The sequence below is a fragment of the Phyllobacterium sp. 1468 genome (assembly GCF_031455525.1).
GTDB lineage: Bacteria > Pseudomonadota > Alphaproteobacteria > Rhizobiales > Rhizobiaceae > Phyllobacterium.
This window is the reverse complement of the sequence record NZ_JAVDSX010000007.1, coordinates 92,141-113,347: the sequence shown is the minus strand read 5'-3', so window position 1 is coordinate 113,347 and position 21,207 is coordinate 92,141. Positions and strand designations below refer to the sequence as shown.

Genomic DNA, 21,207 nt, shown 5'->3' with positions numbered 1-21,207 from the left:
TGCGCTCTTACAGGCGCGATTTACCCTGATTCGTGTCAAAGACTATCATTTGACGACGATTCTGCGGCGGAAGACGTGTCATGTGCCATCTGAATTCATAGACCAGACAAAAGTAGTCTGGATTTGCATCGGCATGCAGTGTAACACGGCGTTCGATAATTGCATCTCGCTCTAGGGTCACTCTGTTGCCGCATTTAGTGACCAAAGCCAGACAAGCAAATACAAGTGATCAAGCCACACTTCGGATAAGTGCGCTGAAAGGAACCAGTTGACCATGTCCACCCGAAAGACTTTCGCTGCAACCGCATCCTTCGCCGGTGCCGTTGCCTTACTTGCCGCCGCGGCAGTACCAGCCTCAGCCCAGCAGCAGCAAAGAGCGCCTCAGGGTTGGTTCAAGGTTTGCTCGAAACAGGAAGACAACGACATCTGCAATACGCAGAATATCGTGACTGCCGATAGCGGCCAGCTCCTGACCGCCGTCAATCTCATCGAGATCAAGGGTAAGATCAATCGCAAGATCTTCCAGGTTTCCGTCCCGACCGGTCGTCTGATCGCCCCGGGTGTTGGCCTCCAGATCAATGGCGGCAAGACGCAGAAGGTTGATTATGCCATCTGCTTCCCGGATCGTTGCATCTCCGAAGTCGCCTTGTCCGATGACCTGCTTGCTGCCTTCAAGAAAGGCAACCAGCTGACGATGACTTCGGTCAACTTTCAGAACAAGCCCAATCCGATCAACGTTGCGCTCACCGGTTTCACCCAGGCGTATGAGGGCCCGGGCCTACAGCAGAACGAACTCGAACAGCGCCAGAAGACACTTCAGGACGAAGTCCAGAAGCGTCAGAAGGAGTTCGAGGAGAAGATGAAGGCCGAGCAGGAAAAAGCCAAAACCGGCAATTAACAAACCGGCATCGATAGCTAAAAAAGGACGCTTCGAGCGTCCTTTTTTATTGCTAGTTCATATGCGGTTTTTTCACGCGATAGACGCCGTTTTCCGGCGTTTCAAACATGTTCTTGATCTGCGGATGCCTCAAGGGCACACCGGTCGTATCGGCAACAAGATTCTGTTCCGAAACATAGGCGACATATTCGCTCTCGGAATTTTCTGCAAAAAGGTGATAGAAGGGCTGGTCACGCCGCGGCCTTATATCCTCGGGAATGGATCTGTACCACTCTTCCGTATTGTTGAATTCCGGATCCACGTCGAAGATCACGCCCCGGAACGCGAAGATCCTGTGGCTGACCACCTGGCCGATCTGAAATTTTGCATGGCGTATCTGTGTCATTGTCGTCATTCGTAGTAGGTATCTGTTTCTATCAAAGCTCGCGAGCCTAAATGGTTCCTGCGACCACTCTATCCCGCCATAAATTCAAAAAGTCCGTCATGCTCAGTGTCTTCAATCTGGTACTTCCGTTCTTTGGACTGATTTTCCTTGGCTTTTTCGTGGCGCGCATCAATCATCAGCCTTTGGAAGCGCTGGGATGGATGAATACGTTCATCGTTTATGTGGCGCTGCCGGCCTTGTTTTTCCAGATACTTTCGAAAACGCCCGTGGCTGAACTGACCCAGTGGAACTTTATCCTCGGATGCACTTTGTCAACATTTGCCATTTTCCTGACGATGTTTCTGATCGCGTTCTCGCGGACGCGGAAGATCGATGAAAGCACGATTCAAGGGCTTGCCGCAGCCTACGGCAATATTGGTTACATGGGTCCAGCTCTGGCAATTCTTGCCTTCGGCGCGTCGGCGGCCGTGCCCGTCGCGCTGATATTCTGCTTCGACAACACGCTGCACTTCGTCATGGCGCCGCTGTTGATGGCGCTTTCCGGCAACGACAAGCGTTCTTCGCGCGACGTCGCTATCGGTGTCCTACGCAAGATATTCGGCCATCCTTTCATTATCGCGACGATCATGGGTGTGGGTGCCGCGATACTTGGTGTCGAGCCGCCTGTCGCAATCGACCGCATGATCGATCTCCTTGCCAAGGCTGCAGCGCCTTGCGCGCTCTTTGCCATGGGTGCAACGCTTGCATTACGCCCACTGCGGCGCGTACCCAAGGAGCTTTACCTCATCGTCCCTATCAAGCTGCTGGTTCAGCCGTTACTGATTTATGGGGTGCTGAATCTTGCCGGAAATTTTCCGCCGGTGTGGATTTACACCGCCATGCTCATGGCGGCATTGCCCACCGCAACCAATGTCTTTGTCATCGCCCAACAGTATGGTGTGTGGGTCGAGCGGGCCTCCAGCAGCATTCTTGCGACCACCTTGTTTTCAATCGCGACCCTGACTTTGTGGCTTTATTTCATGACGCATAGCCTCATTCCCTGACTTCAGACGAGGTCGTCGACGTTTTTGTTATCAAGATAATCGCTCCACGTGGCTCTTTCGACGCAGCTGGGCCCTTGCGGCTGTCAATATTGTGTATATATAGTTGCGAATGATTTGCAATTGCGATTAGGGGCATTCCATGGATCAACTAGGGCGGGCGGTCGACACGCCTAAGGGCTGGCGACACGCAAGGGGCGAGGCGTCACTGTCAGATGTCCATCGTTCGATCGCCGTGCGGACGAGCGGACCGGGTTGGCGCCGTGCAGCGGCCTTCCTCGGCCCGGGCTATCTGGTCGCCGTGGGCTATATGGACCCCGGCAACTGGGCGACATCGCTCGCCGGTGGTTCGAAATTCGGTTACACGCTTCTCGTCGTTGCCCTCGTTTCCAATATCATGGCGATCGTCCTGCAGGCTCTTTGTGCGCGACTTGCCATAGGCTCGGGCAGGGATCTCGCGCAGGCGTGCCGCGACGCTTTTCCAAAGCCGGTTGCCTATACGCTATGGTTTCTGGCGGAAATTGCGATTATCGCTACCGATATCGCCGAAGTTATCGGCACGGCCATCGGTCTCAATCTGATTTTCGGTATTCCGCTTGAAATTGGCGTACTCATCACAGCGCTCGATGTATTTCTAATCCTTTATCTGCAGAAACTTGGCTTCCGCTGGGTCGAGGCGCTGATTATTACGCTGCTCGGCGTCATAGCCGTCTGTTTTGCGATCCAGATATTTATGGCGGATCCGGAATGGGGCGCCGTCATCAAGGGGTTTGCGCCTACCACGGAGATAGTGACCAACCCGGAGATGCTGTATCTTGCGCTGGGTATTCTCGGGGCGACGGTGATGCCGCATAATCTGTATCTGCATTCCGGTATTGTGCAGACCCGCGACTACGGACATACGCTGCCGGAAAAACGTTCTGCACTGAAATACGCAACGATCGATTCCACTTTGGCTCTGATGTTCGCGCTCTTGATCAACGCGTCGATCCTCATTCTTGCTGCGGCAACATTCCACAAGACGGGTCAGACGCAGATCGCGGAGCTTGGAGAGGCGCATTCGCTGCTCGCGCCACTGCTGGGCCTGGCGATTGCACCGACGCTGTTCGGTATTGCTTTGCTCTGCTGCGGTATTAACTCGACCGTAACGGCAACGCTGGCCGGGCAGATTGTCATGGAGGGGTTCCTTCATATCAAGCTCGCGCCGTGGCTGCGGCGGTTGATCACACGCGGCATCGCCATCGTTCCGGCATCGATCGTCACGGTCTGGTATGGCGAAAGCGGCACGGCGAAGCTGCTGGTCCTGACGCAGGTGGTGCTGAGCCTTCAGCTGTCGTTCGCCGTATTTCCGCTGGTCATGTTCACGGCCAGCAAGGCAAAGATGGGCGCCCTTGTTTCACCGCGCTGGCTCTCGGCTTTCGCGCTGTTCATTGCCGTGGTAATTGCCCTGCTAAACGTGAAATTGCTAACCGACTTCGTGCTGGCGTGAACTAGCGCCTGCCGGCCTCCTTGCTCGAAAACCGCCAACCGCTTCCTGGCCGCAGGCCTTCGCGCATGACAAAGCCACGCAGGGGTGAAAAGGCTCGCAAGAGCTCAAGGCCACCGCTGCGAACCATCTGTACCGGCAGGAAATCCGACAGGAGCGAACGGTTCAGCGCGTCCACAGCACCTGTTCGGGCAAGAATGTCCGGGCTTCGCTTGCGATTATAGGTTGTCATAACGCTGGCTGCGCCGAGGTCCATGCCATCGGCGGGCAGAGTTTCCAGCAAGGTCTCGACATCGCGAACACCCAGATTGAGGCCCTGTGCGCCAATCGGCGGGAAGACATGGGCCGACTCGCCAGCCAGGAACACGCGGTTGCGTGCGAACGAATTGGGTACCAGGCCGGACAGTGGCCAGCTCTGAGGATCGGCATCGATCGTTACGGCGCCGAGCATGGATTGCATGCGCTCTTCAACCCGCGTTGCCAGTTGGTCGCGCGAAAGTTCGAGCAGTTCCACGGCATGGGCGGGGGTCGTCACCCAGACAAGGCTTGAACGATTACCCGGTAAGGGCACCTGGGTGAACGGACCGTGTTCTGTATGAAATTCCGTTGAAATATCATGGTGATCGCGCGTATGGCTAAAGCTCAGGACGATGGCAGTCTGATTGTAGCTCCAGGTTCGCGCGGATATGCCGGCGGCTTCGCGCGCCAGCGAGGAACGGCCATCGGCAGCGACGACGATATTGGCGGCGTACACGGAACCGTCGCTGCCTTCGACCGCAATCGCATTCTCAGTCGGGTGATAGTGACTGGCCGAGGCAGCAACATGCCTCACTTTCGAATTTTTCAGCGATTCGCTCAGGACAGATGTCAAAGTGACATTGGGAATATTGTAACCGAAGGCTGACTCGTCGATTTCGCTCGCCTCGAAGGTGACAGCTGGGCTCCTGATGAGCCGGCTTGTGCCATCGAGGATGCGCATCGTGGTGATCGGCGCGGCGTGCGGCTCGATGCTGTCCCAGAGGCCGATCTTTTCCAGAAACCTGATTGCAGGCACCATCAGCGCGGTTGTGCGTTTGTCGGAACCCTCTGGCAGCACGCCAAGGCTGACGACATTGTCGAAACTTTGCGCAAGAGCAATAGCCGCGATCAGCCCCACATGACCTGCGCCCGCAACAACAATAGGATCGGTTCTGGTACTGGTCATTGTTTGTCTCCGCTTCACGCTTTCAACAGGTTATATTAGCCTAATTGCTTGCACTTTGGGCATTTTTCAAGAAAAGCTGCTCACAAATCGTTCGCTATTGATAAGGTACAGCAGCGAACGCACTATTATCATGCAGCAGATTGGCGCGGACCGTGAAAAAACCGATATTGCCCAAGGCCATAACGCCCAAAAAGGTAACGGCGCCGCAAGCGAAGGCATTTTCCGTCCACCTTCTCACGGCATCCGGCTCCTTTCTGGCGTTTCTTTCCGTGGTTGCGGCGAGTGAAGAGAGCTGGACAGCGATGTTCTGGTGGCTTGGACTGGCGCTTTTTGTCGACGGCATCGATGGGCCGATTGCCCGTAAGCTGGACGTCAAATATGTCCTGCCGAACTGGTCTGGCGAACTTCTCGACAACATTATCGACTATATGACCTATGTGCTCATTCCGGCCTTTGCGCTGTATCAGCGCGGCTTCATGGGTGAGGGACTGTCCTTCCTGGCGGCGGCGATCATCGTGGTTTCCAGTGCCATCTACTATGCGGACACCGGCATGAAGACCAAGGAGAATTTCTTCAAGGGTTTTCCGGTCGTCTGGAACATGATCGTCTTCACGTTGTTCATCGTACGCCCGGGAGAGTGGGTCGCCTTCGCCATCGTTCTCGTCGCGGCGATCGTCTCATTCCTGCCGATCTATTTCCTCCATCCTGTGCGGGTGCAGCGCTTGCGGCCGCTCAATCTCGCTATATTCTTCCTGTGGTGCGCCTTTGGCGCGTATTCATTGTTTCAGGAACTGGAGTCGCCCCTCTGGGTGCGGATTGGCATTTCGGTGACGGGTATCTATCTATTTTTCATTGGCGCCGTGATGCAGGCGTTCCCCAATCTTGGACGCACGGAGAAAGTTTGATGGTCAAGGCGGTTCGTATTCATCAGGTTGGTGGGCCGGAAGTGCTAACTTATGAAGATATCTCCATAGGCGCGCCTGGACCCGGCGAAGTACGTATTCGCAATGAGGCGATCGGGCTCAATTTCCTCGACGTCTATTACCGGACCGGCCTCTATCCGTCGCCAAGCGGACTGCCGCTGATCCCGGGCCATGAAGGTGCTGGCGTCGTGCTGGCTGTCGGGCCGGAAGTCGAGGATTTCCAGGTCGGCGACCGCGTTGCCTATACCACCTCCATTGGCGCCTATGCCGAAGAGCGGCTGATCCCAGCCAGGCTTCTGGTAAAGGTGCCGGAGACGATATCGCTGAAACAGGCCGCTTCGATGATGCTGAAGGGGCTCACGGCGCAATATCTGTTGCGCCAGACCTTTCCGGTCAAGAAGGGCGATACGATTCTCTTCCACGCGGCCGCTGGCGGTGTTGGCCTGATCGCCGGGCAGTGGGCCAAACACCTCGGCGCGACGGTCATCGGCACGGCCGGTTCGGCCGATAAGGTCGAGCTGGCGCTGGAGAACGGCTACGACCACGTCATCAACTACAGGACCGAGAATTTTGTCGAACGGGTAAAAGAACTTACCGGCGGTAAAGGCGTCGATGTCGTTTACGATTCGGTCGGCAAGGATACATTCGACGGCTCGCTGGATTGTCTGCGCCCTCGCGGGATGCTGGTATGTTTCGGTCAATCTTCCGGACCGGTTCCGCCCTTTGACCTTGGTATTCTCTCACGCAAAGGCTCGCTCTATCTGACACGGCCGACCTTGTTTGTTTACGCTGCAGCGCGCGAGGCACTGGTGGACGGCGCGAACGAGCTTTTCGATCTGGTCTCGAAGGGCGTCATCCGCATTGAAATCGGCCAGACCTACGCGCTTAAGGACGTTGCAGATGCGCACCGCGACCTCGAAGCACGCAGAACCACAGGGACGACAGTGCTTATTCCTTAAGCCACCTTTACTGATGCCCGAATATTGTGCGCAAATGGCCGCAACCGTACGTTTGTACTTTCCAAATTTGGTGGGCCTGACATAGGATCGAAAAACGGTCTTGGCCGCGGGGAATTATGACAGGCACAACAACAAAAGACGGCTCTGAAACACCACTACTGGAAGCCGAAAAGCTCACCAAAATTTTCGGGACACTCAAGGCTTGTGACGGGATCGATCTGAAGATCGGAACCGGTGAGATTCATGCGCTCCTGGGGGAGAATGGCGCGGGAAAATCTACCCTTGTCAAAATGTTGTTCGGTGCATTGCAGCCAACGTCTGGAGACATCGCTTGGAAGGGTGAGCGTCTTACAGTTACCAGTCCAGCGATGGGAAGATCACTGGGTATCGGTATGGTTTTCCAGCATTTTTCCCTGTTCGATGCGCTGACCGCCGCCGAGAATATTGCCCTGTCGCTGGATGAGAAGTCGCCGCTCGACACGATCGCCACACGGGCCCGCGAGATCGGCCAGACCTATGGCTTGCCGGTCGATCCTGACGCGCTTGTCGGTGATCTCTCGGTTGGCGAACGGCAACGCATCGAAATCATTCGCTGCCTGTTGCAAAATCCCGATCTGATTATCCTGGACGAGCCGACATCAGTACTCACTCCGCAGGAAGCCGATCTTCTGTTTGTGACACTTGAGCGTTTGCGCTCGGAAGGAAAATCCATCCTCTACATCAGTCACCGTCTGGAGGAAGTGCGTAGACTTTGCGACCGCGCAACGGTACTCAGGCACGGTAAGGTGGTCGGCCAATGCGATCCACGCACTCAGACCGCAGCCTCATTGGCGCGGATGATGGTGGGGAATGATATCCATGTCATTGAAAGGCTTCCGGCAGAATGGACGGACCGGATACCGCTTGTTGAGGTGAACGGCTTGTCGCAGAGGCCGCGCGGGCCGTTTTCGGTGGCGCTTCATGATATCTCTCTGGCGGTCAATGGCGGAGAAATTCTCGGTATCGCCGGGGTTGCCGGCAATGGCCAAGGTGAACTCTTTGAGGCGATCTCCGGCGAAGTACTGCAGGAGCGCCCTCAAGTCGTGCGCATCCGCGGCACAGATGCCGGCAGAATCGGAATATCGGCCCGGCGCAAGCTTGGCGCAGCTTTTGTGCCCGAGGAGCGGCTTGGGCACGGCGCGGTGCCGGATATGTCTCTAACCAACAATTTGCTCCTGTCGCGCCATTCGACTGATCGTAAAATGTTCCTGACTGGCGGTGTGCTGAAACTTGTATCGGAATCCAGTCTTGTGTCTGCGGCCAAGCGCATCGTCGTGCAAATGGACGTGCGCAAAAGCGCAGAAAACCCCGATGCAGCAGCGCTTTCCGGCGGGAACCTGCAAAAGTTTCTCATCGGGCGAGAGCTCGATCGCAACCCGTCGGTGATCGTCGTCAACCAGCCGACATGGGGCGTCGACGCCGGTGCGGCCGCGCTTATTCGTCAGGCATTGGTCGACCTTGCACGCAGTGGCTCGGCCGTGATCGTGATCAGCCAGGACCTCGATGAACTCTTCGAAATCTCCGACCGCATCGCGGCGATGGTGCATGGCCGTCTTTCCGAATCCGTGCCAATCGAGGCAATGACAATGGAACGCGTCGGGTTGATGATGGGTGGGGCCGACACGACGGCGGGGGCCGCATGATGCGGATCGAGATCGTCAAACGTCCGCAGCATTCAGCCTTGTTTAGCGCCTTGTCGCCATTCATTGCGCTGTTCCTTACTTTGATTGCAGGCGCAATCCTGTTTTCCATGCTCGGCAAGAACCCGATTTCAGCGCTCTATTCGTATTTCGTCGAACCTTTGACCGAGGTCTGGTCGATCCATGAATTGCTGGTCAAAGCGGCACCGCTCATCCTGATTGCGGTAGGGCTTTCCGTTTGTTTTCTTTCAAACAACTGGAATATCGGCGCTGAGGGCCAGTTCATCGCAGGCGGTATCGCTGGATCAATCCTCCCGGTCGTTTTCCCGGACTTCCAGGGCTGGTACGTGTTGCCGATCATGCTCCTGCTCGCAATGGCGGGCGGCATGGCCTACGCGACGGTCCCGGCATTTCTGAAAGTCCGCTTCAATACGAACGAGATTCTCACCAGCCTGATGCTGGTTTACGTCGCGCAGCTCTTTCTTGACTGGCTGGTGCGCGGTCCGTGGCGCAATCCTCAAGGGTACAATTTCCCCGAGACCGTGCAGTTCAGCGATAGCGCGATCCTCCCCGCGATATGGCCGGATTCAGGCCGGGCGCATTGGGGTTTTGCTATCGCTTTAATCGCTGCGGTGCTTGTCTGGTTCATGCTGTCCCGCACGTTGAATGGCTTCGAGATCAAGGTTCTTGGCCGTAGTTCCCGGGCAGGGAAGTTTGCCGGGTTCAGCGCCGGCCGGCTGACTTTCTTTGCTTTTCTCGTATCGGGAGCGTTAGCCGGACTGGCGGGCATCGCCGAGGTCTCGGGCGCCGTGGGTCAGCTGCGGACGAGCATTTCGCCAGGCTATGGGTTCACTGCAATCATCGTCGCGTTCCTTGGGAGGCTCAACCCTTTGGGGATAATTGCCGCGGGATTGGTGCTCGCTCTATCTTATTTGGGAGGCGAGGCGGCACAGATTTCATTGGGTATTTCGGAAAAATCGGCGCGTATCTTTCAAGGCATCATCCTGTTTTTTGTCCTCGCCAGTGACAGTCTGATTTATTATCGCATCCGGATTGTGCCGCGCTTGAGCGATACAGCGTATAGAGCGAGGTAATGACGATGTTCGAGGCCATACTTCTGACAGTGGCAACAGCGGCGACGCCGCTGCTCATTGCCGCGTTGGGCGAACTGGTCGTCGAGCGGTCCGGTGTACTCAATCTGGGCGTTGAAGGCATGATGGTCATGGGTGCCGTCACCGGGTTCGCGGTTGCGCAATACACCGGTTCGGCCTGGCTGGGCATGTTCGCGGCGATCCTTGCAGGAGCTGCCTTTTCATTGCTGTTTGGTTTCCTGACCCTGTCGCTGATCACCAACCAGGTGGCGACAGGGCTTGCACTCACGCTGCTTGGCCTTGGCGCTTCGGCGATGATTGGTGAAAGCTTCGTCGGCCTCCCGGGCGTGAGGATGGATTCGCTGTATATACAGGGGCTTACGGATATCCCTTATGTCGGCAAGGTCCTGTTTGGACAGGACCCCATTTTCTACATTTCCATCCTGCTGACGATTGGCGTGGCATGGTTTTTGTTCAGGACGCGTGCAGGTTTGACATTGCGCGCTGTGGGCGACAATCACACGTCCGCGCACGCTCTGGGCGTACCCGTCGTTCGCATTCGCTACCTTGCCGTGATTTTTGGCGGTGCCTGTGCTGGCTTGGCCGGCGCACAGCTCTCACTCGTCTACGTGCCGCAATGGGTGGAGAATATGACTTCGGGCAGGGGCTGGATTGCGCTGGCGCTGGTGGTTTTCGCGTCCTGGCGGCCCTGGCGCATCCTCGCCGGAGCCTATCTTTTTGGTGCGGTAACCATTGGCCAGCTGCATGCGCAGGCGCTCGGCATCGGCGTTCCCTCTCAATTCATGTCGTCGCTGCCCTATCTTGCAACGATCATCGTGCTCGTGCTGATTTCGCGCAACAAACGCCTGACATTGATGAATACGCCGACATCGCTCGGCAAACCTTTCGTGCCTGATCGCTAGGGCACGGACACAAAGAACAGTTTGAACGCTTTAACAGAAGAGGTGAACCTGATGAAAAAACTGATAATGGCGCTGACGGTAGCCGCCAGCTTTGCCGTGGCGGGTCCCGCCCTGGCCGCCGACAAATTGAAGATTGGCTTCATCTATATCGGACCGCCCGGTGATTTCGGCTGGACTTACCAGCACGACCAGGGCCGCAAGCAGCTTGAGAAAGAGCTGGGCGACAAGGTCGAGACAACCTTCCTTGAAAATGTGCCTGAAGGTGCCGATGCGGAGCGCTCCATTGAGCGGCTTGCTCGTGCTGGCAATAAGCTGATCTTCACCACGTCGTTTGGTTACATGGATGCGACGGTCAAGGTTGCGCAGAAGTTTCCGGACGTCAAATTCGAACATGCAACGGGCTACAAAACCGCTGAGAACGTCTCGGTCTATAATTCGCGCTTCTATGAAGGCCGCTACGTGCAGGGCGTGATTGCAGCAAAAATGTCGAAGGCTGGCGTTGCCGGTTATATCGGCTCTTTCCCTATTCCTGAAGTTGTCGAAGGCATCAACTCGTTCATGCTCGGCGCACAGTCGGTCAATCCGAATTTCAAGGTCAAAGTCATCTGGGCGAATGCCTGGTTCGATCCCGCCAAGGAGGCTGATGCCGCCAAGGCGCTAATCGATCAAGGCGTGGATATCATCACCCAGCACACAGATTCGACCGCCGCCATGCAGGTTGCGGCGGAACGCAAGATCAAGGCCTTCGGGCAAGCTTCAGACATGATCAAGTTTGGCCCCGAAACCCAGCTGACATCGATCGTCGACAATTGGGGTCCATACTATGTCGAACGCGCCAAGGCGGTGCTGGATGGAACCTGGAAATCGCACAATGTGTTCGAAGGCATGAAGGAAGGGCTCGTCGTGATGGCGCCCTACACGAACATGCCGGATGACGTGAAGAAGCTTGCCGAAGAAACGCAGGCCAAGATCACCTCAGGCGAACTCAAGCCTTTCACCGGTCCGATCAAGAAGCAGGATGGTTCGGAATGGCTGAAAGCCGGCGAGACGGCTGACGACAAGACCATTCTGAGCATGAATTTCTATGTCGCCGGCGTGGACGACAAGCTGCCGAAATGAGGGCAAGCGACCTGCGTTGAAAAGGAAAGGGCGCCAATGGCGCCCTTTTTTGTAGTCACGATTTGATCGTTCACTCCGCTTCGTCGGCGGACCCTGCATTCAACAAACCATAGCGCTCTGCACCGATCGAATTGAGCAGATCGATCTGCGTCTCGAGGAAGTCGACATGACCTTCTTCGTCCTTGAGCAGTTCGTCGAACAGTTCCTTGGAGACATAATCACCAAGCTGATCGCAAATCTCGCGGGAAAGCTTGTAGGATTTTACCGCATCGTACTCACCGGCAAGATCCGCCTCGAGCACTTCCTTGACGTTCTGGCCAATGCGCAGCGCGCCGACCGACTGCAGATTCGGATGACCTTCGAGAAAGATGATGCGCTGGATGATCTTGTCGGCGTGATGCATCTCCTCGATGGATTCCGCGCGTTCCTTCTTGGCCAGCTTCGTGAAGCCCCAATCGTCCAGAAGGCGATAATGCAGCCAATACTGATTGACGGCGCCTAATTCGAGAAACAATGCCTCGTTAAGCCGCTCGATGACCTTTGGTTCGCCCTTCATGTCGTGAACTCCCGTATTCGTGACGCAATGACCGGACACGGTCGATGAACGAAACTGCATCAGAATCGTCTGAACCGTGCCGGAGATGATATTCTTCCGTCACCTTTATGATGGTTTCAACGACATTTGGGAAGCAACCGCAGCAGCGGCCGCGTTTCTTCATGGCATGGTAAACTTTGGCGGGAACAACGAGTTGCCACGGGTCAGCATCGAGAAGTTCAATAATGGAATTCTCGATCTCTTTTTGAGTAATTATGTTGCAATGGCAAACTAGCATTTTGTATAGGCGCCGTACTCACAAGAACACACATCCACGACATCCAATGCCGTAGGGGCGCCTAAGCCTGAATCAGTTGCCGATCCGAATGCGTTGTTTACGCTAGACCCACAAAATACTATCCCGAAACCGGGTGATACTTTCGAACCAAACAATGGTTCCTCCAATCGCAAGGGTTCAAGGCCCAAACATTAAAGGTCATGCGTTCATGCAACGCTCCGGACATAAAGCCGGTTTGTTGAGAACCTGTCAAATGCATATGGTGATATTATGTCATGATTTCAATAAGTTAGAATAATTCTAAACTAGGCAAATAACATAACCAATTCAATCATGTTTGGCTTTATGGGCAGATCCGAGCCAAAAAAATATCGGCGGCTCGACATGTGTCAAAACGTCTCACAAGTTGGTGGTGGACCGGGGTTGGGCCCGCTCATCCGCTGGTCCCGCAACCAAGAACAACCAATTTGCAATTCAGGGTGCAGAAAAGCGTGCCAGAATCGACACTTCTTGCATGAGAATCGCTGATTCTTGTGCAAGATTCGCTTATTCGTTGAGAACGTCCCCGGAAAGGGCCGCTCGTTTCAAGGAAGTGCTCCGGCTTCTCACCGGTCAAGAGCAAGTGCAATTGCCGTACTGCGGAAGTACGCCAAACTCGCTTCAGCTGGCTGTCGCGAGGCGCGGGATGAGGATGTCGATCCCGAGCAGAGCACGCACGTCGCGCTTGTCGACGATGTCCTCGATCGTAAACTGGGCGAGCACTTCGAAGAATGCGTTGAGCGCCTTGCGCAGCGCCGCATTCAATCCGCAGCTATCGATCAGCGGGCAATCGGCAGCGTCGTTTTCAAAGCACTCCGCCATGGCGAAGTTTTCCTCCGTCACGCGCACCACGTCGAAGAGGGTAATGTCCTTGGCCGGTTTACCGAGCTTCACGCCGCCGTTGCGGCCGCGGACTGTTTCAATGAAACCGTTTTCAACCAATGGTTGGAGGATCTTGAAAAGGAAGAGTTCGGAAACCGTATAGGCTTGGGCGATTTCACCGATTCTGCTGAGATTGCCTTCGTTGGCGGCACAGTACATAAGAATTCGGATCGCGTAGTTCGTCTGTCTGGTCAGTCGCATGGGAATATCTCTTTCAACCTGAAATCCAGGTCTGCACATTCAATCTGGCCGCAGTTTAGAATTATTCTTGATAAAGTAAACGATAATATGAAAGACAGTTTCATATTATCAAGATATCACGCTTGAATGCAGGCTCGATTTTATCGAACGATAACAACGATAGAGGCTGTGATGAGAGCAATCGCACATAGCAACAGGAGACCGTAGACCCGCGGCTTGTCAAAAAGGACCGCGAAACCGGCAGACCAAACCACTACGGCTGCACCGAGAGCATAGAGAAAGCCTGCCTTGTGCGCCCAGGCAATGTTGACGGCCATGAGACCGCCGATGATAAGGGCGCCGAATACGACCATTAGAGCCAGGGCGTATTTCTCAAAATTGTCCATTCGGGCAGCTCACTCTCAGAACGTATAACGGAATGTCCTTAGCCTGATGAATGATCAGGCAGATAGTGAGCCCTACATAGACCGTTCGCGCGTCCGAAAGCAACCTGAGACACTGCCGCACCGCACTCGGATAGGATCATGTGTGCTATAGGCAACAAAAAAGGCCGGGAATTCCCGACCTTCCGAATTCGCCTCAACGCCAGTGCCAGTACATCCGTGGTCAAAAGCGGAGACGAATTCCTAGACGCTATATATGAAGCGTGCGCCTGAATTTCAAGGCTTGGCCTTTAACGCCGATAAGCGCTTAGGCCCGCCAGGAGACCTATGCCGGCGACGGCAGAAACGATGGCGACCGCGGTCATCGGATTCTCCCTGGCTTTTTCACTGACCATCTGCGCTTCCTCGCCAACGAAGCGTGCTGCTTTTCGGCTGCCCTTCTTTACCGCCTCGTAGGCAGAGCTGCCGCCATTTTCATAAAGTTCATAGCCGTGCTCGGAAAGCGATTTGCTGATCGATGCCAGCTGCTTGCGCAACGCCGCGACCTGATTTTCCAGATCCTTTTCAGCCATAGCCTGAACTTTGGTTGTATTCGTTGCCATTTCAGTAATCCTTTCCTTGTGTGGAGAAAGGAGGAACGTGGTCTATGGCGTTTGGTTCCGATTTGCGAGGTTCAGGGCTACTTCCAACAACCGTTTCTCTGGCCGTTGAGATTGTGCGAATCGATGTCTATGCTTGCGGAAAAATCGTTCTTCACGAGATAGACCGCCGTTTCCGGTTTGATCCTGATTTTGTTCCAGCCCGCACAGCTGGACGCGTTTTGCGGTGCTTCGCTCATCCAGCGCATTGCGCCACAACCAGACATCCCAAGGATGCAAGGCAGCAGGAAAGCCAGAGCCAATCTCTTCATCGTTCTATTCTTTCGGTCCAGGCTTTATCAGGTTGCTGTTGAACGGCTGAGCGCGGTGATCGCACATTTTTTATGATCATGTTATTGAACTTTCGTTCAAGTTTAACCCTCTCTAGTCGTCATTGCTGGCGTTCAGCTGCTGCGGCGTCAAGCCTTCATCGGTCACCTTGCCGGTCAATGATCGTGCCAGAATCAACCTGCTGGACTTGAGCAAGGGCGCATTAGCTGCCCGCACCCTGGACAGGCGCGGATTGTTTTCATGGGCCGTCACTGCCGCTTCATTTGCGTAAAGTTCGTTGACCATGACCTTGTTGGCAATGGGGGTTCCATTGCGCTCGATGGGTTTGATGACTTCGAAACGCAGACAACCGGGTTCTTCTTCCAGCGTCTTGCGGGCATGCTCGCGGATGAGGGCAGTGAATTCCTCTTCGCGGCCTTCGTGCGTTTCGAATTCAACGATAATCGTCAATGCAGTCATAAAAGTTCGGCCTCCCTGCTTTGCAACGAGGTCTATCAGCCGCCAATCGACAAATCCAGACAGACATTTGGGTCAGCACCTATTAATATGCTCGAAATAGCGCCTGTTTCATAAAATGTTTTCATCCCGCCTTGATGGTGCGAGAATGAAACTGCACCCGCAAGCAGCCTGAAAAGAGACGCACCAATGAAAAACATCCTGTCGATCGTTGCCGTGCTTCTTATCATCATGGGAGCAATCTGGGCACTTCAGGGCCTTAATGTTCTCGGCGGTAGTTTCATGGTAGGTCAGACGCGATGGATCACCATAGGGCTGCTGGCGATCGCGGTTGGCGCGGGACTTCTTTACTATGCGAGGAGACTGCGATCCCTATAAAATCGGAACCTCTCTTATGCGTCAGCGTTGTTTTTTTATCGCGGTCGCAGCAATTGCGATCTGATTGTCGCCCAACGACAAACCGAAAATGAAAGGAAGCTCCCATGAAAAAGCCTTTGAAATACGTGTGGCGAGGGGAGCTTGAAATGGCAAACATCGTTCTGAACAGAAAGACCTGGATCGTTGTCGCCGATGGGGAAAAGGCACTGTTTCTCCGCAATGAAAACGATATGAAGCACATCCAGCTCAGCACCCTCCATGAAATGCATCATTCAAATCCGGCGACACGAGAACAGGGAAGCGACAGGCCGGGGCGCTTCAACGACGGACCAAGCCCGCATCGCAGTGCCGTCGAGGACACGGACTGGCATGAGATTTCCAAGAAACGATTTGCCAAGGAAGTCGCCGACGCGCTCTATAGCTATGCCCATAAGGGAGGGTTCGAGCGGTTGGTTGTGATTGCTCCACCGCTGGTGCTCGGCGAAATGCGCCAGGAGTTTCACAAGGAAGTCTCCGACAGGATCGTCAGCGAAATCCCGAAAACCCTGACCAATCACCCAATCACCGATATCCAGTCAATCCTGACGGAGAGTGAGCAAAAGTGAAACGCTTAGTCGGCTAAGCTGATGCTGTGAAGCTTTAGGACACAAGCAAAACCCCTGCCGGGACCGGTAGGGGTTTCGCAAGTTGAGGCTTGATTTGGCTCTAACAAACTGGACTCTGGATAAGAATATCGCGCATCGTTTCAGTGCGGCGCAGGCTCAAGGAACCGCTACACTCAACCTTCCAAAATGCTAGCACATATGGCGAAAATTTCAAGGTTCGATGGTAAAACTCTATCTTAAATTTGCCTTGCTACGTTCGCTTTCTTCTTCAAGCCGTTTGATTCTTTGCTCCAAGGCATTGATTGCCTTAAAGACAGCCACGCCCATACTTTTGAAATCACCGCTATGAATGGCTGCTTCGATCGCATGTTTGGCATCTTCAATCGACATTGTTTTCTCCACTCACGATTGCTTTTCAGCTCATGCAGAAAACCCAATCCTCAAGGGGCATGAGGATTGGGTCATGTTGGCTCTGTGGGGTTAAGCCAAGACTGGTTTGGGACCAGTAACATAGAAATGCTTCAAGTGGGGGTTGGTTCCGGTTGCCAGCAAAATTATTCGGACAAAATGATTGGAAGTCGAAGGCCGGAACTATGACGGCAGCAGATTGAAAAGGACCGCCACATGAAACGCAAAGGCAGTCCCAAATAGGACCACACCAAGGGCGCGACCCCGCGCGGAACGGCGAACGCCATCGGGCGAATTGCGCGTGTTGGTGTAGTCTGTTGAAGCCATCAGGATTTTCCTCGTTGCGAGGGTATCATCTTCCGGCATTCCATACACGATTAACACGATAGAGATTATAATTATCTGCACCTAACAGGTAGAGTTTTGCCCGAACGCCGGAATTGCTGGAATTATTTTCCACAAGCTGCGCGATTAAGAAACAGGACGGCGCTGTCGCTCGTTGCGGATGAGATCCGGAAATCGCACACGTCGAAATCGATTTCTGGAAATCTGCGAAAATTGCAAAACAAAATCGCCAAATGCGGCCAATCGGAGCAAACAGCGGTCTGGTTCAAGGTACGCCTGATGTGTTGCAATGCAAGATAAGAGTCTTCCTCCGCATTCCGGCGGTTCGCGGCTATCCAAAGAACGAGGCAATGAATGTCCATTTTTCCAAGCGTGGCGCGTTTGGCCGACCACGAGCCGACCGTAGACGCCGACCTGTTCAAGGATACGATGCGGCACCTGGCGGCCGCTGTGAGCGTCATTACAGTTGGACGCGGCGCCGACCGCACCGGCTTCACCGCGACGTCGGTCTCGTCGTTGGCTATAGATCCGCCCTCCGTGATCGTCAGTCTCAATCGCGCTTCCTCCTCCTGGCCAGTCCTGCAGCGGCATGGCAGCTTCTGCGTCAATATGCTGGCGCACGATCAGCGTCATGTGGCTGATAGTTTTTCCGGGAGGAACGGTCAGAAGGGCGCGGAACGCTATCAAGGTGCAGATTGGAAGGAGCTCAGCACAGGAACGATGGCGCTGGTCAATGCGCTAGCGGTGCTCGATTGCGAACTCGACGATGCCATTGAGCGGCATTCGCACAGCATCCTGATCGGCAGGGTCAGGGCGGTAACGCTGCGTGATAACGCCGAACCGTTGATCTATTGGCATGGCGCCTATCGCCAGATCAGCACATTGGGGTAATCAGGTCACGATGGCAGTTATCGAGGCCGCGATCAGTGCTACCGACACAAACAAAATCAAACCGTACAGCCGAGGCTGATCGAAGATTACGGCGAAGCCAAGAAAAAATGCAGCGCATGCGGAAGCCAGCGCGAAGAGAAAAGCAGGTTTGTCGGTGGTGGTAATCGCGAAGGCCATCAGCCCGGCAATGATGAGTGCACCGAAGACGATGAAGATCCAAGTCGCGAAGGTTTCGTAGCGGTCCATCGTGTGCTCTCCGGTCAGTCCATGCGCTTCTATTTCGATTACAACGGAATATCAACAGCCAGTCAAATCCGGAAATAATAGCGGCCACTTGGTACTCGGGCTGATCTTATCGGAGCCAGAACTCACAATACAAAAGAATATTTTGTTGACGAACGCCAAGTTTAAAGTCTTTCGGCGTACATAAGTGAGACCAATTTACCACACCGGTAAATTTCAGTGTGTTTAACTTAAACCATGGATTGCGCGCTGTTCGTTGTGAAACTAGCTTGCACTTGCCGATATCGCTGTTTGATCGCGGGGACTGCTTTGGGTGGTTGGCAATCCCTTATCACATGATGGCAATGGGGGGAATTACATGAAGTCGTCTAAGCTTTTTACACGAATCTTCTGGCTTTCTTCTGTCTCCCTCACAACACTCTCCATATCCAATCAAACCGCATCTGCAGCTTGTAACCTTGTCCCCACAGCAGGGAACGACGTCTATATTTGCGACAGCGGGACCGGCGGACCCTTGACGGATACGGGCGGGAACAACTCGCTGACGCTTCCTGCGGGAGGCACGGGCACGATCACGGGGCCGGTTACGTTCAATTCCGGTGTCGATACCGTCATAATCAATTCCGGCACAATCAACGGCGATATTATTGAGGGCGGGGGTAACGATAGTCTTCAGCTGAATGGCGGTACGGTCAACGGCACAATTTTCCAGAATGGCGGTGTTGACAATTTCGTCATGACCGGGGGCGTGGTTCAAAGAGTGGAGCAGGGCAGCGAACTTGACACGGCGACCGTCAGCGGCGGCCGGATTATCGGTCAGTTCTTCGCCGGCGATTTCTTCACGATGACGGGCGGACAGATCGGCGAAGTCAATCTCGAACAGGCCAACAATGAAATGCGCATGTCCGGCGGTGTCATCGACCGCTTTGTGATTGCAACGCAAGGCCGCGACTTGCTGATACTTTCGGGTGGTTCAATCGGCACATTCGTTGATCTCGGCAGCGGGGATAATCGCATCTTCATCTCCGGCGGGGCCATCGCCAGCACGGTCACCACGGCGGGCGGCAATGATCAGTTTACGTGGGATACGGCAGGTACGATCGGCGGGGCGATCAACCTCGGCGCGGGCAATGACACCGGAACACTGCAGAACCTCACCGATGCGACTATCGCGTCGACACCGTCGATCAATGGTGAGGCCGGTACGGATACGCTGACCTTTTCCAACACGACGGCGACGACGTCCGGCCGTTATGTGAATTGGGAAAACGTCGCTCTCACGAACAGTTCCGCCTTCACGCTCGACAGCAATTTCGTGGTCGGTGACAGCGGCACGGCAACCGGCAGCTTTTCGATCGATGGTACAAGCACGCTGCTCGCGGGCAACGGGGTCAATGTTGCTATCGCGCCTTTCGCGGCGGGGCAACTGGTCAGTGTGAACAATGCAGGGACCATTGATCTCACCAATGGTTCGAGTGGCGCAACCGATACGTTCACCGTCCTTGGCAATTATACGGGCAGCGGCGGCGCGATCCGCTTGCAGACGGTGCTCGGCGACGATTCGTCGGCTTCCGACAAATTCGTGATTTCCGGCGGCACTGCGGCTGGAACGACCGGGCTTGCGGTGACCAATCTGGGCGGAGCCGGCGCCAGCACCGTACAGGATGGCATTCTCGTCGTTCAGGCTGTCAACGGTGCAACCACCAGTGCATCGGCCTTCAGCCTAAGCAATTCCGTTGCGGCAGGTGCCTTCGAATACGCGCTCTTCAAAGGCGGTGTGTCTGCGGGATCGAGGGAGAACTGGTATCTTCGGTCATCGCTGTTGCCAGGCAGCATTGCTGCCGCAATCACCGACCCCGAACCCGGCGAGATCGCACCGCCTGGACCGGGTGTGGAACCACCCAATGCCGGCGCAACACCTGTGCATGCGGATCCGGGTGAATCAATTCCGCTATATAGAGAAGAGGTTCCGCTTTATTCCGCTTTACCGCCGGCTGCGCGCCAAACCGCACTGGCAACGCTCGGGACATTCCACGAAAGACGGGGCGAGCAAGGCGTTGTAGACTCGCGCGAGAACTTCTCCGCCGCCTGGGGCCGCGCCTTCGGGCAATCGACCGAGCAGAGCTGGGATGGAACCGTTGATCCCTCCATTGACGGCAACCTCTACGGCATACAAGCGGGTCTCGATATTCTCGGCTGGCAGCACGACAACGGACACCGAGATATAGCCGGTCTGTTCTTCGGTTATTCGAATCTCGACGCGGATGTCAAAGGCCAGGCGGTCGGGTGGAATGGTGTGGATGTCGGCAGCCTCAATCTTGATACGACGAGCTTCGGCGGCTACTGGACGCATATCGGCCCTGGCGGGTGGTACCTGGACGGCGTCTTGATGGGATCGTGGTTCGGCGGCGATGCGACCTCTGAACGCGGTACCGGCATCAATATCGACGGCTCCGGCTTTACCGCATCGCTGGAAGGCGGTTACCCGATCCCGCTGTCGGAAAGCTGGACCATAGAGCCGCAGGCGCAGATCATATGGCAGAACATCTCGCTCGACGATCAATCGGACGCCTTTTCCGATGTCGGATTCGATAGTGATGATGGCTTCACGGGCCGGCTCGGTTTCCGGATACAGGGGAAATATCAAACTTCCGCGGGTCTGTTCCAGCCCTACGTCAAGGCCAATTTGTGGCACGGTTTCAGCACCACGGACTCGGTGCTCTTCGGCCCGGACGCCATTACCACCGAGGGCGAGTCGACTTCGCTGGAATTGGGCGCAGGTATCGTGCACGCCTTTTCCGAAAAGGTCAGCGCATTTGCCGTGGCAGACTACACTTTCGACGTCGAGGGCGCCGAACAGAAGATGTTCGAAGGCAATATAGGACTGACCGTCAAGTGGTGATCACG

At 55.0% G+C, this 21,207-nt stretch carries 24 protein-coding genes; 13 read left to right on the top strand and 11 right to left on the bottom strand.

What is annotated here, in order from left to right:
* The first annotated feature begins 274 nt into the window (after positions 1 to 274).
* On the top strand, positions 275 to 898 hold the full coding sequence (locus J2X72_RS18860; protein ID WP_112527087.1) for an invasion associated locus B family protein: 624 nt from the start codon (positions 275 to 277) through the stop codon (positions 896 to 898).
* A 52-nt stretch (positions 899 to 950) separates the two neighbouring features.
* Here J2X72_RS18860 and hspQ read toward each other — a convergent pair whose 3' ends face one another.
* Positions 951 to 1,283 carry a heat shock protein HspQ gene (hspQ, locus tag J2X72_RS18855; RefSeq protein WP_210004141.1) on the bottom strand — a complete coding sequence of 111 codons (333 nt, stop codon included), beginning with the start codon at positions 1,281 to 1,283 and terminating at the stop codon, positions 951 to 953.
* 98 nt (positions 1,284 to 1,381) lie between these two features.
* On the opposite strand from hspQ, the gene J2X72_RS18850 reads away from it, so the two are divergent.
* Both J2X72_RS18850 and J2X72_RS18845 read left to right on the top strand, forming a co-directional pair.
* Entirely contained in the window at positions 1,382 to 2,326 is a 945-nt protein-coding gene (locus J2X72_RS18850; RefSeq protein WP_310074465.1) for an AEC family transporter, read from the top strand.
* Between the two features lie 139 nt (positions 2,327 to 2,465).
* Positions 2,466 to 3,812, top strand: a complete 1,347-nt coding sequence (locus tag J2X72_RS18845) for an Nramp family divalent metal transporter (RefSeq protein WP_210004137.1) — start codon at positions 2,466 to 2,468, stop codon at positions 3,810 to 3,812.
* Position 3,813: 1 nt separating this feature from the next.
* Here J2X72_RS18845 and J2X72_RS18840 read toward each other — a convergent pair whose 3' ends face one another.
* Positions 3,814 to 5,013: a UbiH/UbiF family hydroxylase gene (locus tag J2X72_RS18840; protein WP_310074463.1), complete on the bottom strand. Its 1,200-nt coding sequence runs from the start codon at positions 5,011 to 5,013 to the stop codon at positions 3,814 to 3,816.
* Positions 5,014 to 5,165: 152 nt separating this feature from the next.
* Here J2X72_RS18840 and pcsA point away from each other — a divergent pair, with 152 nt between their 5' ends.
* The 6 genes from pcsA to J2X72_RS18810 all read left to right on the top strand — a co-directional run bounded on the left by pcsA (position 5,166) and on the right by J2X72_RS18810 (position 11,707).
* Positions 5,166 to 5,918, top strand: a complete 753-nt coding sequence (gene pcsA, locus J2X72_RS18835; protein ID WP_310074461.1) for a phosphatidylcholine synthase — start codon at positions 5,166 to 5,168, stop codon at positions 5,916 to 5,918.
* Complete coding sequence (locus tag J2X72_RS18830; protein ID WP_310074459.1) at positions 5,918 to 6,895, top strand: quinone oxidoreductase; 978 nt, start codon at positions 5,918 to 5,920, stop codon at positions 6,893 to 6,895. Before pcsA ends, J2X72_RS18830 begins: the two co-directional genes overlap by 1 nt.
* A 116-nt stretch (positions 6,896 to 7,011) precedes the next feature.
* Positions 7,012 to 8,577 (top strand): ABC transporter ATP-binding protein, encoded by a 1,566-nt coding sequence (locus J2X72_RS18825; protein WP_310074458.1) that lies wholly within the window; start codon positions 7,012 to 7,014, stop codon positions 8,575 to 8,577.
* Positions 8,577 to 9,668 carry an ABC transporter permease gene (locus J2X72_RS18820; RefSeq protein WP_310074649.1) on the top strand — a complete coding sequence of 364 codons (1,092 nt, stop codon included), beginning with the start codon at positions 8,577 to 8,579 and terminating at the stop codon, positions 9,666 to 9,668. The genes J2X72_RS18825 and J2X72_RS18820 overlap by 1 nt, the downstream gene beginning before the upstream one ends.
* Positions 9,668 to 10,588, top strand: coding sequence for an ABC transporter permease (locus tag J2X72_RS18815; RefSeq protein WP_210004130.1), 921 nt, complete (start codon positions 9,668 to 9,670; stop codon positions 10,586 to 10,588). The genes J2X72_RS18820 and J2X72_RS18815 overlap by 1 nt, the downstream gene beginning before the upstream one ends.
* A gap of 51 nt (positions 10,589 to 10,639) precedes the next feature.
* Positions 10,640 to 11,707 (top strand): BMP family ABC transporter substrate-binding protein, encoded by a 1,068-nt coding sequence (locus tag J2X72_RS18810; RefSeq protein WP_210004128.1) that lies wholly within the window; start codon positions 10,640 to 10,642, stop codon positions 11,705 to 11,707.
* A 70-nt stretch (positions 11,708 to 11,777) separates the two neighbouring features.
* Here the strand turns inward: J2X72_RS18810 and bfr are convergent, their stop codons facing one another.
* From bfr to J2X72_RS18780, 6 genes are all read right to left on the bottom strand, one after another.
* Positions 11,778 to 12,263 (bottom strand): bacterioferritin, encoded by a 486-nt coding sequence (gene bfr, locus J2X72_RS18805; protein WP_112527101.1) that lies wholly within the window; start codon positions 12,261 to 12,263, stop codon positions 11,778 to 11,780.
* Entirely contained in the window at positions 12,229 to 12,540 is a 312-nt protein-coding gene (locus tag J2X72_RS18800; RefSeq protein ID WP_112527103.1) for a (2Fe-2S)-binding protein, read from the bottom strand. The genes bfr and J2X72_RS18800 overlap by 35 nt, the downstream gene beginning before the upstream one ends.
* A 660-nt stretch (positions 12,541 to 13,200) precedes the next feature.
* On the bottom strand, positions 13,201 to 13,662 hold the full coding sequence (rirA, locus tag J2X72_RS18795; protein WP_310074453.1) for an iron-responsive transcriptional regulator RirA: 462 nt from the start codon (positions 13,660 to 13,662) through the stop codon (positions 13,201 to 13,203).
* A gap of 140 nt (positions 13,663 to 13,802) precedes the next feature.
* Entirely contained in the window at positions 13,803 to 14,048 is a 246-nt protein-coding gene (locus tag J2X72_RS18790) for a hypothetical protein (RefSeq protein WP_112527107.1), read from the bottom strand.
* Positions 14,049 to 14,335: 287 nt separating this feature from the next.
* Positions 14,336 to 14,647, bottom strand: a complete 312-nt coding sequence (locus J2X72_RS18785) for a hypothetical protein (RefSeq protein ID WP_310074451.1) — start codon at positions 14,645 to 14,647, stop codon at positions 14,336 to 14,338.
* Positions 14,648 to 15,067: 420 nt separating this feature from the next.
* Positions 15,068 to 15,433, bottom strand: a complete 366-nt coding sequence (locus J2X72_RS18780) for a putative quinol monooxygenase (RefSeq protein ID WP_210004121.1) — start codon at positions 15,431 to 15,433, stop codon at positions 15,068 to 15,070.
* Between the two features lie 186 nt (positions 15,434 to 15,619).
* On the opposite strand from J2X72_RS18780, the gene J2X72_RS18775 reads away from it, so the two are divergent.
* Positions 15,620 to 15,808: a hypothetical protein gene (locus J2X72_RS18775; RefSeq protein ID WP_210004119.1), complete on the top strand. Its 189-nt coding sequence runs from the start codon at positions 15,620 to 15,622 to the stop codon at positions 15,806 to 15,808.
* A 146-nt stretch (positions 15,809 to 15,954) separates the two neighbouring features.
* The gene (locus J2X72_RS18770) at positions 15,955 to 16,413 is read left to right on the top strand and encodes a host attachment protein (RefSeq protein WP_210004116.1); all 459 of its coding nucleotides are present in this window, start codon (positions 15,955 to 15,957) and stop codon (positions 16,411 to 16,413) included.
* Between the two features lie 231 nt (positions 16,414 to 16,644).
* On the opposite strand, the gene J2X72_RS18765 is transcribed toward J2X72_RS18770, so the two are convergent.
* Positions 16,645 to 16,803 (bottom strand): hypothetical protein, encoded by a 159-nt coding sequence (locus J2X72_RS18765; RefSeq protein WP_162701846.1) that lies wholly within the window; start codon positions 16,801 to 16,803, stop codon positions 16,645 to 16,647.
* 201 nt (positions 16,804 to 17,004) lie between these two features.
* Positions 17,005 to 17,148: a hypothetical protein gene (locus tag J2X72_RS18760; RefSeq protein ID WP_310074446.1), complete on the bottom strand. Its 144-nt coding sequence runs from the start codon at positions 17,146 to 17,148 to the stop codon at positions 17,005 to 17,007.
* A 372-nt stretch (positions 17,149 to 17,520) separates the two neighbouring features.
* Here J2X72_RS18760 and J2X72_RS18755 point away from each other — a divergent pair, with 372 nt between their 5' ends.
* Positions 17,521 to 18,057, top strand: a complete 537-nt coding sequence (locus tag J2X72_RS18755; protein ID WP_210004113.1) for a flavin reductase family protein — start codon at positions 17,521 to 17,523, stop codon at positions 18,055 to 18,057.
* Here J2X72_RS18755 and J2X72_RS18750 read toward each other — a convergent pair whose 3' ends face one another.
* Positions 18,058 to 18,303: a hypothetical protein gene (locus J2X72_RS18750; RefSeq protein WP_114430138.1), complete on the bottom strand. Its 246-nt coding sequence runs from the start codon at positions 18,301 to 18,303 to the stop codon at positions 18,058 to 18,060.
* 511 nt (positions 18,304 to 18,814) lie between these two features.
* Between J2X72_RS18750 and J2X72_RS18745 the strand changes: the two genes are divergently transcribed.
* Entirely contained in the window at positions 18,815 to 21,202 is a 2,388-nt protein-coding gene (locus J2X72_RS18745) for an autotransporter domain-containing protein (protein WP_310074443.1), read from the top strand.
* The last annotated feature ends 5 nt before the right edge of the window (positions 21,203 to 21,207 follow it).